The sequence below is a fragment of the Pseudomonas sp. RIT-PI-q genome, from assembly GCF_001297125.1.
GTDB lineage: Bacteria > Pseudomonadota > Gammaproteobacteria > Pseudomonadales > Pseudomonadaceae > Aquipseudomonas.
The window spans coordinates 1-12,827 of record NZ_LHPC01000021.1 but is presented as its reverse complement, the minus strand read 5'-3'; the positions used below and the strand labels follow the sequence as shown (position 1 = coordinate 12,827).

The 12,827-nt window shown below is 60.4% G+C and carries 10 protein-coding genes and 1 pseudogene; 3 read left to right on the top strand and 8 right to left on the bottom strand.

The window, feature by feature from the left end; all coding sequences use genetic code 11:
- Positions 1 to 26 precede the first annotated feature (26 nt).
- On the bottom strand, positions 27 to 1,061 hold the full coding sequence (locus tag AEQ67_RS06835) for a metallophosphoesterase (protein WP_177333634.1): 1,035 nt from the start codon (positions 1,059 to 1,061) through the stop codon (positions 27 to 29).
- Between the two features lie 177 nt (positions 1,062 to 1,238).
- On the opposite strand from AEQ67_RS06835, the gene AEQ67_RS06830 reads away from it, so the two are divergent.
- Positions 1,239 to 2,678, top strand: coding sequence for an ArnT family glycosyltransferase (locus tag AEQ67_RS06830; protein ID WP_059403143.1), 1,440 nt, complete (start codon positions 1,239 to 1,241; stop codon positions 2,676 to 2,678).
- A gap of 138 nt (positions 2,679 to 2,816) precedes the next feature.
- Here the strand turns inward: AEQ67_RS06830 and AEQ67_RS06825 are convergent, their stop codons facing one another.
- Both AEQ67_RS06825 and AEQ67_RS06820 read right to left on the bottom strand, forming a co-directional pair.
- Positions 2,817 to 3,650, bottom strand: a complete 834-nt coding sequence (locus AEQ67_RS06825; RefSeq protein WP_059403142.1) for a phosphatase PAP2 family protein — start codon at positions 3,648 to 3,650, stop codon at positions 2,817 to 2,819.
- A gap of 26 nt (positions 3,651 to 3,676) precedes the next feature.
- Positions 3,677 to 4,348, bottom strand: a complete 672-nt coding sequence (locus AEQ67_RS06820) for a histidine phosphatase family protein (RefSeq protein WP_059403412.1) — start codon at positions 4,346 to 4,348, stop codon at positions 3,677 to 3,679.
- 261 nt (positions 4,349 to 4,609) lie between these two features.
- Here AEQ67_RS06820 and AEQ67_RS36675 point away from each other — a divergent pair.
- Both AEQ67_RS36675 and AEQ67_RS36670 read left to right on the top strand, forming a co-directional pair.
- Positions 4,610 to 5,623, top strand: a pseudogene (locus AEQ67_RS36675) (methyl-accepting chemotaxis protein); the annotation flags it as partial.
- Between the two features lie 42 nt (positions 5,624 to 5,665).
- Positions 5,666 to 6,529 carry a methyl-accepting chemotaxis protein gene (locus AEQ67_RS36670; RefSeq protein ID WP_442965633.1) on the top strand — a complete coding sequence of 288 codons (864 nt, stop codon included), beginning with the start codon at positions 5,666 to 5,668 and terminating at the stop codon, positions 6,527 to 6,529.
- Between the two features lie 108 nt (positions 6,530 to 6,637).
- Here AEQ67_RS36670 and AEQ67_RS06810 read toward each other — a convergent pair whose 3' ends face one another.
- From AEQ67_RS06810 to AEQ67_RS06790, 5 genes are all read right to left on the bottom strand, one after another.
- Entirely contained in the window at positions 6,638 to 7,006 is a 369-nt protein-coding gene (locus AEQ67_RS06810; RefSeq protein ID WP_059403140.1) for a glyoxalase superfamily protein, read from the bottom strand.
- Between the two features lie 219 nt (positions 7,007 to 7,225).
- A complete protein-coding gene (locus AEQ67_RS06805; protein WP_059403139.1) occupies positions 7,226 to 8,683 on the bottom strand; it encodes an N-acyl-D-amino-acid deacylase family protein in 1,458 nt (485 codons plus the stop codon).
- Position 8,684: 1 nt separating this feature from the next.
- Positions 8,685 to 9,545 carry a MurR/RpiR family transcriptional regulator gene (locus AEQ67_RS06800; RefSeq protein ID WP_059403138.1) on the bottom strand — a complete coding sequence of 287 codons (861 nt, stop codon included), beginning with the start codon at positions 9,543 to 9,545 and terminating at the stop codon, positions 8,685 to 8,687.
- 15 nt (positions 9,546 to 9,560) lie between these two features.
- The gene (locus AEQ67_RS06795) at positions 9,561 to 10,910 is read right to left on the bottom strand and encodes a GntT/GntP/DsdX family permease (RefSeq protein WP_059403137.1); all 1,350 of its coding nucleotides are present in this window, start codon (positions 10,908 to 10,910) and stop codon (positions 9,561 to 9,563) included.
- 175 nt (positions 10,911 to 11,085) lie between these two features.
- Complete coding sequence (locus AEQ67_RS06790) at positions 11,086 to 12,531, bottom strand: SulP family inorganic anion transporter (protein ID WP_059403136.1); 1,446 nt, start codon at positions 12,529 to 12,531, stop codon at positions 11,086 to 11,088.
- Between the last annotated feature and the right edge of the window lie 296 nt (positions 12,532 to 12,827).

The following is a 12,827-nucleotide window of genomic DNA, read 5'->3' as shown; positions in this document are numbered from 1 at the left end:
GCTGCCTTCGCCCCTGCCACAGCCACCTATTGCGCGACGACGTTCTGGTCAACCTCGGGCAGCAAACACCCTTTGGCCATCCACTGGCAGTTTCTGTTCCAGCGATAGCCGGTTTCAAGGTCGCCCCTATCGTTGTAATACGTCAGCCGGAGTTGACTGGCATTCAGGTCGAGTTTGGCAAACCCCGCCCGTGAAGCGGCGAACGTGCTATCGGCCGAGGGCGTGGCGTCCACGGCATACAGTTTCTGGCCACCCGCGCCGGAAATGACCCACGCGGGCTCCCCGGCACGCAATAGCAATTGCTGGTTGTGATCATGTCCCGACAAGAGCAGGTCTACCTTGTTGCGCTGCAACACAGGCAAGAGGGTGGCCACCAGATCCGAGTCTTCACCATGCTGGCCCTGATTGCGGACTGGGTGATGGGACGCGACGATTCTCCATACTGGAGCCGGACCGGGAACCTGGAACGCCTGATCGATCAAGTCGATTTGCTGTTGCAAGCTTTCACGTGGCCCCGATGTGTCGAGAAACACCATTCGCACCAATGGATGCCCATCGACGCTACCGAAATCCTTGGTGTAGAAGTTACTCGACATTTGCCAACGACCCGAGCCCTTGCGCTGTTGGCCATATTCGATCTCAAACTTTTGTGAAACCGGGTAATCGTGATTGCCTAGCACTGCGTAAAACGGCACATGACTCAACCAGTGCCCCCAATAGACACGTTCGAATTTCGTTTGCCAGCTGAGGTCGTGGGTACTGGTTAAAGCCTTTCCGTAGAAGTTGTCGCCCAGTAACACGACCATGTCCAGCCTCCCCTCTCGGGCCGCCACCCGCTCCATGGCTTGCCCCACACGCCACTGTTGCAGGTCACCGCTGCCTTGATCGCCCAAAGCGATCATTGATACCAGCGAAGGGTCGAGATCGCTCAGCGGGACAAAGGTTGATGGCGGCGTGAACAGCCAGTAGCCACCGACGATCAGCAGAATAACGACGGCAATGCCTGAGCAGTACACCGTTCTTCTGAGCATCGAACGTTTTGCAAACAGCGATGGGGTCATTGCGCGTTTCAATCAAGATCTCACTTGGTGTGGGCCAGTCAGGTACGGAGGGGAAAGCACGGCTACTTGCACCCCCAATAAATCACACCAGTTGTTCACATTTTGTTGAGAAAACGCCCCGTATACTTTTTCCATCCCGTTTTTTTTCGGTTCTCTTCCTTCGGTAGTCAGAAGCTTATGTCGCGCCCTGCCCCATTGCTGCTTGTGCTTTGCTGCCTGCTGTTTTTCTTCGCCCTGGGCAATCACCAACTGCAAGGTTCCACTGAGCCCCGAGTCGCCGGGATCGCCATGGAAATGCACCTGGACAACGACTGGGTGACGCCGCGTTTATTCGGTGAACCGTTTCTGGAAAAACCTCCCCTGAGCCTGTGGCTCGATGCCGGGGCAATCCGCGTCTTCGGTGGCACGCCGTGGGCAGTGCGACTGGCCTCGGCGCTTGCCGGGCTGTTCAGCGTGATGGTGCTGTACGCCATGCTGCGGCGATTCGGCCGGCCGAGGGCGATAGCCTGGACCGCCGGGATTTTGCTGGCGACCATGGCCAGTTACTGGAGCAACGTGCGCGGGGTCGGTGAAGACGCACTCCTCGCCCTCGGCGTGACCATGGCACTGCTGGCGTTTTTTCAGGGGCATCGACACGCGACCAGCGGCAACGCGTTGCTGTTTGTCGCCGGGATCGCCATCGCGACCTTGAGCAAAGGCGTGCTGGGCCTGGCGATGCCAGGGGTGGTGATCTTCGCGTTTTTGCTGGCCGAAAGCCTGATGGACAAGCGCCTGAATATCTCGGGCTGGTTGCGCCCGGGCCTGTTGACGCTGCTGGGGTTGGTGCCACTGATGATCTGGCTCGCGCTGCTGTATCAGCGCGGTGGCACCCAGGCATTGACGGACGTGCTGCTGACCAACAGCGTCGGACGCTTCAGCGGTTCCTTCGTCGAGGCCGGGCATTACGAACCGTTTTATTACTACCTAGCCAAACTGCCGCAAGCGTTTTTGCCTTGGAACATTCTGGTGTACCTGGGGTTGTGGCACTTTCGCAGGAGTCTGATGGCCAACCGTTACTTGCTGTTTTTCACTCTATGGATACTCGCGCAGTTCGTCATGCTGACGCTGGCATCCAGCAAGCGCACGGTGTACCTGATGTCGATGACGCCTGCCGCAGCGGTCATTGCGGCTGAGTACGCGAGTGTCCTGTTCGCACGGTTGAAAGCACGCGAGGGCGCTTCGGCCCTGATCGGCCGCATCGCCCAACACCGCCAAGGTGTGGCCATCGGCGTGCTCGCCATAGTGATCGGCAGCTACCTCGCCGCCGCTCAATGGATATTGCCTCAGGCCGATCGCAATCTGTCGTTCCTGCCGTTGACCGAGCAGATTCAGGCGATGCAGGCCAACGGGCAACAGCCCGCCCTGTTCCAGGCCAACGAGCGGGTGGGCGGCGCCAGCGTGTTCTACACCCGCACCGTGCTCAAGGGGCTCGATACCGAGGCGCAGCTTCATGAGTTTCTGGCGGCGTCGCCGTCCAATGTGGCGGTCATGGCCGCAGAAGTTGCACCGGGCCCGCCGCTGAAAGTGCTGAAGGTGATGCGAGTTGGCCGCCAGGCTTACTACTTCGTCGGGCAGTGAGACTGCGTTATCGTTCTTCGCGAGCAAGCTCGCTCCCACAGGTACAGCGGTGTCCTTGCTCGCGAAGGCTATTTCCCGTGCAACAAAAAACCCGCAATCCCTACTCGGATTGCGGGTTTCGACATTCAAAAACCTATCTCAATTGGCCGGTTGAGATTGAGCCACTAACGCCGGTTCATCGGCCTTGTGCAACACCGGCAACTCCAGCCGCGCTCGCCCATAAAACGCCAGCGCCGTGAGCAAACACGCGAGCCACACAAAGATCCCGGCCCAGAAGGTGTGGGACATGTAGTGCCAGCCTTGCACAACCCGCGTCGTCCCGTAGACGAAACCAAGCGCCAGCGAGCCGTACATCAGCGCCTTGGAATAGCGCCAGCGATAGCGGCGCGCCACGAAGTACAACGCCAGCATGGTAAAGCCACCCGAGGCATGCCCGCCCGGCCAGCAACGACCGTCACCCGCGACTTTCAGCAGATCGAAATTCTCGTACCACTCCTTGTGCTCGATCTTCCCGCCGTACTGAGTCGTTTCAATCGGGCAATACACGCTGGTGTGGCCCTTGAGGTAATGAATGACGCCGGTGCTGATGGAAAACGCGAACACCACATAGAGGAAATCCCGACGGTGTTTGCTGGCGAACCGCAGCACCGGCGCGACTTTGATTTTTTCCAGGACCGCGATGATTTTCGAGTGCTTTTCAGCCTTCAAACGTGGCCAGAGAAACGACAGCAGCGCGCCGATGATCGCGATCTCGCCGGTCCAGTTCGGGATGATCCGCGCCCATTTATGGGTGATCTTTTCGAACAGATGCACATGGTCCAGCGGGAACGTCTGCGTGACCGGATCAAAAAACAGATCGTTAAAGGCGATGTCGATTTTGGTCAGGTCGAACAGCAGGAAAACCACGACCGCGCAGGCCAGCGGAATACCGAAGTTCACCCAGTAAAAGCGGTAGCGGGAAGCAGTCAGCATCGTGTGTCCTGATTCAGAGAGTGAAGTCATTGGGTGCTCACCGAACGCCAGTCCGAGGCTTCGATGAAACCGAGCATGCGCGGCGCTTGCGGCGTTTCGGTGGAGATAAACAGCGAGGCACCATAACCCAGAGTCGAGGTCGGCAGCTTGAGGTCTTTCTCCAGTTGCGACATGCATTCGCTGTGGGTCACCAGAATCAGGTTGCGGCCGGCTACCTTATGCGCCAGCGCATCGCGCAGCATGGTGCCCTTGCAATTGATCAGCCAGTCTTCACCGACGCCGACCTTATTGAACATGTAGCTGGAAGTCTGCGCAGTGCGCATCAGTGGACTGTTGTAGATATCGGCCTTGTTCAGCCCCAGTTGTTCGAACTGTGCACCGACCTCCACCGCGACACTACGAGAGCGATCGGTAATCCCATCGTCGCCACTCAGACAGGCGGCTTTGGAGTGATCGCAACGTTCGACGTGGCGCACCAGGACAATCATGTCGCCCTTGGCCCATCCGGTGGCCAACGCCCGGGCACCGGCCAGATTGCCGTGGGCAAGGTCCGGCACGGCGGCGGGATGCAGCAGCCAGACCGTCAGCGGAATGACCAACAGCGCCGAGGCCAGTACCACCACGGTATTGCGATAGCGGGCAACACGGCTCAGATCAATCGAGCGTTTTATCCCGAACAGACTCAGTCTCAATTCCACATCAGGCCGCCTCGCCGGCATGTATCACTATCATTCGATGCCGAGAGGGTAGAGAGCCGGGCGTTGGCAGGTAGTGAAACGATTGTGAAAAAAAGCTTAAGAACCGCGCAAAAGCCTTGTTACAAAATCCATCCAACAAAAACCTTTCAGCTCCCGAAAAGACGGCCGATACAGTCCTGCTACACACCTTGCTGGCTCTCAAAAACAACAATCTTCCAGCCAACCGACGATCAAGAAACACAACGTTCCTGGAGGAATTTGATGAATAGCTGGTTCGGCAACATCAGCGTGAACCTGAAACTCGGCCTGGGATTTGGCCTGGTTCTGGCACTGACCTGCGTCCTCGCCCTGACTGGCTGGACGAGCCTGGGCGGATTGATTGACCGCAGCAACTGGATGAGCGACATCACCCAGCTCAATGCCGGCCTGACCAAGCTGCGGGTGGTTCGCCTGCAATACATGCTGACCAACGGCGACGAGACGGCCGCGCAGAACGTACAGACCACCCTCGACGCGTTCTCCGCCCAGCAACAAGCGTTGCTGGCGAAATTCAAGAGCCCGGAAAACCTCAAGCTGCTCAGAGAACAAGGCACCGTCATCGATGCCTATAAGACGTCGCTGAACAAAATGCGCAGCGCCTACCGCACCGGTAACAGCGCGCGCGACGTCATGGGCGCCAACGCCGAGACCGCCAACACGCTGATCAATGCCATCAACAGCCGCGTGCAGCAAATGCCGCTGAGCGATCAGCGCTTCGAACAATTCCAGGCCATTACCGCCGCCAAGGAAGCGTTCTTGCTGGCCCGCTACGAAGTGCGCGGCTACACCGCCACCACCAACGCCGAGACCGAGCAAAAAGCCGTCGGCCAACTCGACGCGGCAATTGCCAGCCTGAATTCCCTCAACGTGCATTTCGCCGACACCCAGCAAGAAGCCCTGCGTCAGCTGGAAACTGCACTGGGCAACTATCGCAGCGCCTTGCAGGCTTACAAAGCCGCCAGCAACGACGCCGTGCAGGCGCGCAAGGAAATGACCGACCAGGGCGCCGCCATCGTGTCCCTGAGCGATCAGCTGTATCAGATCCAGCTCGACCGTCGTGACGCCGAAAGCGCCCAGGCCCGCACCCTGCAACTGATCAGCACCTTGCTGGCGTTGTTGGTAGGCATCATTGCTGCCGTCATCATCACCCGCCAGATCACCGGCCCGTTGCGCGACACCCTGGCCGTGGTCGAGCGCATCGCCAGCGGCGACCTGTCCCACGACGTCAAGGTCACTCGCCGCGATGAACTCGGTGTGTTGCAGCAAGGCATCGCGCGCATGGGCGTGACCCTGCGCGACTTGATCAGCAGCATCCGCGACGGCGTGACGCAGATTGCCAGCGCCGCCGAAGAGCTGTCTGCCGTCACCGAGCAAACCAGCGCCGGGGTCAACAGCCAAAAGATCGAAACCGATCAGGTGGCCACCGCCATGCACGAGATGACGGCCACCGTGCAGGAAGTCGCACGCAACGCCGAACAGGCTTCCTTGGCCGCAGCCGCCGCTGATGGCGAAGCTCGCGCAGGCGACAAAGTGGTCAACGAAGCCATCGCTCAGATCGAACGCCTGGCCAACGAAGTGGCGCGTTCCACCGAAGCCATGAGTGTGCTGCAACAGGAAAGCGACAAGATCGGCAGCGTCATGGACGTGATCAAAGCCGTGGCGGAACAGACCAACCTGCTGGCGCTCAACGCGGCCATCGAAGCGGCTCGCGCGGGTGAAGCCGGTCGCGGTTTTGCCGTGGTCGCCGATGAAGTCCGCGGCCTGGCCCAGCGTACGCAGAAATCCACCGAAGAAATCGAAGGTCTGGTGGCCGGTCTGCAGAACGGCACGCAACAGGTGTCGGCGGTGATGAACAACAGCCGCGCCCTCACCGACAGCAGCGTCGCGCTGACCCGCAAGGCCGGTGTCTCACTGGAAAACATCACCCGCACGGTGTCCAACATCCAGTCGATGAACCAGCAGATCGCCGCCGCGGCCGAACAGCAAAGCGCCGTGGCCGAAGAAATCAGCCGCAGCATCATCAACGTGCGCGACGTCTCCGAACAAACCGCCGCCGCCAGCGACGAAACCGCTGCGTCCAGTGTTGAACTGGCACGGTTGGGTAATCAGTTGCAGATGATGGTCAGCCACTTCCGCGTCTGACATTCACTTTGCGGTGAATGAAAGATCCATTCGCGGGCAAGCCTCGCTCCTACAAGGTACTCATTGAACCGGTAGGAGCGAGGCTTGCCCGCGAAGGCTATCTAACGCTCAAACACTAATCGCATTGGTAAACACCAACCGATTGCCAAACGGATCGGCCACGGTCATGTCCTGGCTGCCCCACGGCATCGCCTGAATCTGTGGATGGGCGAATGGGTATTCCTTGGCCAGCAGCTGCTGCTGGAATGCCTCCAGTTCGTCGGTCTCGATTCGCAACGCCGAGCCGGGCGTGCTGTCACCGTGGTGTTCCGACAAATGCAGCACGCACTCACCGCGCGAGACCTGCAGGTACAACGGCAAGTTGGGCTCGAAACGGTGCTGCCAATCGATCTTGAAACCGAGGAAATCGACGTAGAACTCCACTGCTTTGATTTCATCGAAAATCCGCAGGATCGGGGTGGTTTTGCCGAAGCTCATGGAGTTGCTCCCAGACTGATAAGGCCCAGAGTGTAGCCGGGCTGTACGTCAGCAATTCGGCTTGGTGATGGCTTTCTTTAATTGCAATGTGCCATCACGGAGAAAAGATCAAAAGATCGCAGCCTCGTTTTACTCGACAGCTCCTACGGGTGGATGCGGTCCGATGTAGGAGCTGTCGAGTGCAACGAGGCTGCGATCTTTTCGGCGTTACCGCGCCGCTCAATGAAACCCGATGCGCAAATCCCCGGCCCGCGCCAAAAACCGCCCTTCCCTGCGCCCGTTCGCCTGACCATCGCTGTAACTCAAGACACCGTTGACCCACACCCCGTCAATCCCTTCGGCTGCCTGTTGTGGATCATTGAAGTCGGCCACGTCGCGAATCGTTGCAGGATCGAACAACACCAGGTCCGCCCAATGCCCTTCACGGATTTCGCCACGCTCCTTCAAACCGAATCGCGCCGCCGACAAGCCGGTCATCTTGTGCACGGCGGTGTGCAGCGGAAACAGGCCTACGTCGCGGCTGAAATGGCCGAGCACGCGGGGGAATGCGCCCCACAAGCGCGGGTGAGGAAACGGGTCTTCAGGTAATCCGTCGGAGCCCACCATCGACAGCGGATGCGCGAGGATTCTTCGTACATCCGCCTCGTCCATTCCGTAATACACCGCGCCGGCCGGTTGCAGTCGGCGGGCGGCTTCGAGCAACGGCACGCCCCACTCGGCAGCGATGTCCATCAGGTCGCGGCCGCCCAGTTCCGGGTGCGGCGTGGACCAGGTGATGGTGATGCGATGGGCATCGGTGACTTGCTTGAGGTCCAGGGTCGAAGAGCTCGCCGCATAGGGGTAGCAATCGCAGCCCACCGGGTGGGTTTTCGCCGCGTGTTCGAGGGACGCCAACAGTTGCGGACTGCGCCCCCAATTACCGGCTCCGGCACACTTGAGATGCGAAATGATTACCGGCGTTTTCGCGTGACGGCCAATCTGGAACGCTTCGTCCATGGCCTCCAGCACCGGTTCGAACTCGCTGCGCAAATGGGTGGTGTAGACCGCGCCGAAGGCCGTCAGCTCTTCGGTCAGTTGCATTACCTCATCGGTGGAGGCGCAGAACGCGTTGGCGTAGGCCAGGCCCGTGGACAAGCCCAACGCACCGGCCTCAAGGCTTTCACGCAGTTGTTCGCGCATCGCGGCGATTTCATCGGCCGTCGCCGTGCGAAACAGGTCGTCGAGGTGATTGCTGCGCAGCGCCGTGTGGCCGACCAGCGCCGCCACATTCAGCGTGGTATTCGCCGCTTCGACGGCTGCGCGGTAGTCGCTGAACGTCGGGTACACAAACGCCGCCGAGGTGCCGAGCAGGTTCATCGGGTCTGGCGGATCACCGCGCAAACTCACTGGCGAAGCGCTGATCCCGCAGTTGCCGACAATCACCGTGGTCACGCCCTGGCTGAGTTTTGGCAGCATCTGCGGTTGGCGGATCACCACGGTGTCGTCGTGGGTGTGCACATCGATGAAACCCGGCGCCAATACCCGGCCCGCTGCGTCGATTTCTTCGGTGGCGCGGGTGTCGTGCAAGTCGCCGATGCGCTCGATGCGCCCGTTCAGAATCGCCACGTCGGCGGGGTAACCGGGGCGGTTGCTGCCATCGATGACCAAGGCATTGCGGATGAGCGTGTCGTACATCATGTCAGTCTCCCAGCGGCAAGTGATCGTCGCCGCCGCGGTAGTCGTCCAGGGCGAGTTTGATCCGCCGCAGACGTTCTTGATTGTCTTCAGGATTAGCCAGTGCCAGCTCGGTGGCAAGCACATCGATCGCCAGCAACATGCCGTAGCGCGCTGCCGTCGGTTTGTAGATGAATGAGGTTTCGGCAATTTGCAGCGGCAGCAGCACATCGGCCAATTGCGCCAGCGGCGAGTCGGCCCGGGTGATGGCGAGAATCCGCGCGCCGTAGTTGCGGGCCAGTTCAACGGCCTCAAGCAATTCGGGGGTGATGCCGGTCAGCGAGCACGCGATAACCGCATGTTCGACACCGAGGCCGGCGGCGGTGAGGCGCATCATCACCGGGTCGTGGCACGCCGCAATCGGGTAGCCGAAACGCACCAGCCGCACTTGCAATTCGTCGCTGCACAGCGTCGATGAACCGCCCATGCCGAAGGCGTGAATCATCCGCGCGTTGCCCAGCAGTTTCACCGCATCGGCGAAACGCGACTCGTCGAAGGCTGACAAATGCTGACGCAGCGTCGTCTCGATATCGCCGACGATCTGCCCGTAAAACGCCGACTGCTCCGGCGTGCCCGCCGGGTTGAGAAAGCGACTGCCCACGCCACTGGCCTGAGCCAGTTGCAAACGCAGGTCACGCAAGTCGCGGCAGCCCACCGTGCGGGCGAAACGCGACAGCGTGGCGGTGCTGACTTCGGCCCTTTGCGCCAGCTCATCAAGGCTGGCAGAAGCGGCAAATCCGACGTCGTCGAGCATCAGCCGGGCGATGCGTCCTTCGCCCGCGCTGAAGGAATCCTGACGGGCGCGGATCTGGTAGAGGATGTCCATGGCGGGCGGCTCCGGTTAAATCAGGTAAGAAAGGCCAACGGTCAGACCGAAAGCGACGACCGAGATCAGGGTTTCGAGCACCGTCCAGGTCTTGAAGGTCTGGGCGACGGTCATGTTGAAGTATTCCTTGATCAACCAGAAGCCGCCGTCGTTGACGTGGGAAAAGATCACCGAGCCGGCGCCCGTCGCCAGCACCAGCAATTCCGGATGCGGATAGCCCAGCCCCACGGCCACCGGCGCTACGATGCCGGACGCGGTGGTCATGGCCACCGTGGCGGAACCGGTGGCGATGCGCATCAACGCGGCGAACAGCCAGCCCATCAACAGCGGCGACAAGTGAAAGACCTGGGCCAGGCTGACGATCTGGTCGGTGACGCCGGCGTCCACCAGAATCCGGTTCAAGCCGCCGCCCGCGCCAACCAGCAAGGTGATGCTGGCGGTCGGGGCCAGGCATTCGTTGGTGAACTTGAGGATCGATTCGCGGTTGAAGCCCTGGGCCAGGCCAAGGGTCCAGAAACTCAGCAAGGTCGCCAGCAGCAAGGCAATCACCGAGTTGCCGATGAACAACAGGAACTGGTTGAAACCGCTGCCCGGCGTGGAAATCAGGTTAGCCCAGCCGCCGATCAGCATCAGCACCACCGGCAACAGAATGGTCGCCATGGTGATGCCGAAACCCGGCAGGCTGTCGCGCGGTTCGCGGTCGAGAAACTGCCGCTCCAACGGGTTCTCCGCCGGCAATTGAATGCGCGGCACGATGAACTTGGCGTACAAAGGACCGGCGATGATCGCGGTCGGAATGCCGATCAGAATCGCGTAGAGCAAGGTCTGCCCCACCGACGCCTGATAGACCTGCACCGCCAGCATCGCTGCCGGATGCGGCGGCACCAACGCATGCACCACCGAAAGCCCGGCGACCATCGGCAAGCCGACCATCAGAATCGACACGCCGACGCGTCGCGCCACGGTAAAGGCGATCGGCACCAGCAGCACAAAACCGACTTCGAAGAACAGCGGCAGGCCGACCAGAAACGCGATGCAGACCATCGCCCAGTGCGCGTTTTTCTCGCCGAAACGGTCGATCAAGGTCCGCGCCACCTGCTCGGCGCCGCCGGACTCGGCCATCATCTTGCCGAGCATGGTGCCCAGCGCCACCACCAGCGCGATGTGCCCCAGGGTCTTGCCGACGCCGGCCTCGTACGCGCCGACCACCCCGGACGCCGGCATCCCGGCGAGCAAGGCCAGGCCGATGGAAACGAGGGTGATGACAATGAATGGATTGAGTCGGTAACGGGCGATCAGCACGATCAGCGCAATGATGGCGATGGCGGCATACACCAGCAGCCAATAGCCGAAGGACAGGGTCATGCGGTACTCCTCGAGAGGGTCACGTCGAAAATTTGTGAAACTCTTAAAACATTTCGAGGCGTTATATTCAAACGAGGTGAAAGTAATTTTCGTGAAGAGGTAAGGGATGTCGCGCAGAGGTATGCGTGGGCGTGGGTTATGAAAATTGAGGGGCGGTATTTACATGATCGAGCGCTCAGTCGTGATGCACGCGAGCGCGTTTCAGCAGTTTCTTGCAGCGCTCAGACAGGCCCAGCACGCGCAGGTGCTTGCCGGCCTTGGCATAGCGCTCGCGCAGCGTATTCAGCGCGGCGATGGCCGAGTAGTCGACGAAGCTCAGGTGGCGACAGTCGAGGGTCACTTGGGAGGGGTCGTTGGCAGGATCGAACTGATTTAAAAACGGTGTTGTCGAGGCGAAGAATAACGTGCCATGCACGCGATAAAGCTTGCTGCCGTCGTTCTCCAGATGACTGTCGGCGTAAAGCTGCCGAGCCTGCTGCCAGGCGAAGTTAAGCGCCGCAATGATGATCCCGCACAGCACGGCAGTGGCCAGATCGGTGAACACCGTAATCACCGTCACCGCGACGATCACCAGAACGTCGTTCATTGGCACTTTGTTTAATACCCGCAGCGAGGCCCAGGCAAAGGTCTGCTGCGATACCACAAACATCACTCCAACCAACGCGGCCAACGGAATCCGCTCGATCAGCGGCGAAAGGAACAGGATAAACAGCAGGATCATCACCCCGGCCATTACCCCGGACAGCCGGCCACGACCACCGGAACTGAGGTTGATCACGGTTTGCCCGATCATCGCGCAACCGCCCATGCCGCCAAAAACACCGGAGACCATATTGGCCGCGCCCAACGCCACGCACTCGCGATCCGGGTAGCCACGGCTTTCGGTGATTTCGTCGGTGAGGTTCAGGGTCAGCAAGGTTTCCAGCAGGCCGACCAGCGCCATCAGGATGGCGTACGGCGCAATGATGCGCAGGGTTTCCAGGTTCCAGGTAATGTCCGGCAGGGCCAACGTCGGCAAACCACCGGCGATGTGCGCCATGTCGCCCAGGGTGCGGGTCGGCAGACCCAGCAGATAAACCGCCAGGCCCACGCCCAGAATCGCCACCAGCGCCGGCGGTACGGCACGGGTCAGGCGCGGCAGCAGATAAACGATGGCCATTGTCACGGCCACCAGTCCCGTCATCACGTAAAGCGGCGTACCGCTGAGCCAGGCTTCACCGCTCTTGAAGTGCTCCAACTGAGCCAGGGCAATGATGATCGCCAGGCCGTTGACAAAACCCAGCATCACCGGGTGCGGCACCATGCGCACCAGTTTGCCCAGTTTCAGCAGCCCGAACGCCAGCATGATCAGCCCCCCCAACAACACGGTGGCCAACAAATACTGCACGCCGTGCTGCACGACCAGCGCAACGATCACCACGGCCATCGATCCGGCAGCACCCGACACCATGCCCGGCCGCCCGCCGAACAGCGCGGTCAGGGTGCAAATGATGAAAGCGCCGTAAAGCCCCATCAATGGATTGAGATGGGCCACCAATGCGAAGGCAATGCATTCGGGGAGCAGGGCGAAAGAGGTCGTGAGGCCGGCCAGGGCATCGGCGCGCAGACGCTGTGGTTTCATGATTTACCCAACAAGACAGGCCGCAGGAAATGGCCGAAAAAGAAGGGGCGGATGGTACGGAATTGCGGGCGGCCCGGCCAGTTATTGAGACTGCGCAAACGCAATCGCGGGCAAGCCACGCTCCCACAGGTTCTGTGTCGTTCGCGAAATTGGCGAACGACACAGAACCTGTGGGAGATTCTATGGTTGAGGGGAAGCCCTCAACCAGCTTTGGGTTGGTATTCGCCCTGTCCTTTCAGTAGAGCGAATACGATCCGAGCAAGCTTGCGAGCCAGTATCACCAATGCCTGAGTGGT

What these genes read in the sequence shown, in the direction of transcription:
- AEQ67_RS06825 (WP_059403142.1), bottom strand. Translation starts at nt 3,650, where the DNA reads ATGCTGACTGCTTCCCGCTACCGCTTTTACTGGGTGAACTTCGGTATT.
- AEQ67_RS06795 (WP_059403137.1), bottom strand. Translation starts at nt 10,910, where the DNA reads ATGACCCTGTCCTTCGGCTATTGGCTGCTGGTGTATGCCGCCATCGCC.
- AEQ67_RS36670 (WP_442965633.1), top strand. Translation starts at nt 5,666, where the DNA reads ATGGGCGTGACCCTGCGCGACTTGATCAGCAGCATCCGCGACGGCGTG.
- AEQ67_RS06835 (WP_177333634.1), bottom strand. Translation starts at nt 1,061, where the DNA reads ATGACCCCATCGCTGTTTGCAAAACGTTCGATGCTCAGAAGAACGGTG.
- AEQ67_RS06805 (WP_059403139.1), bottom strand. Translation starts at nt 8,683, where the DNA reads ATGATGTACGACACGCTCATCCGCAATGCCTTGGTCATCGATGGCAGC.
- AEQ67_RS06800 (WP_059403138.1), bottom strand. Translation starts at nt 9,545, where the DNA reads ATGGACATCCTCTACCAGATCCGCGCCCGTCAGGATTCCTTCAGCGCG.
- AEQ67_RS06830 (WP_059403143.1), top strand. Translation starts at nt 1,239, where the DNA reads ATGTCGCGCCCTGCCCCATTGCTGCTTGTGCTTTGCTGCCTGCTGTTT.
- AEQ67_RS06810 (WP_059403140.1), bottom strand. Translation starts at nt 7,006, where the DNA reads ATGAGCTTCGGCAAAACCACCCCGATCCTGCGGATTTTCGATGAAATC.
- AEQ67_RS06790 (WP_059403136.1), bottom strand. Translation starts at nt 12,531, where the DNA reads ATGAAACCACAGCGTCTGCGCGCCGATGCCCTGGCCGGCCTCACGACC.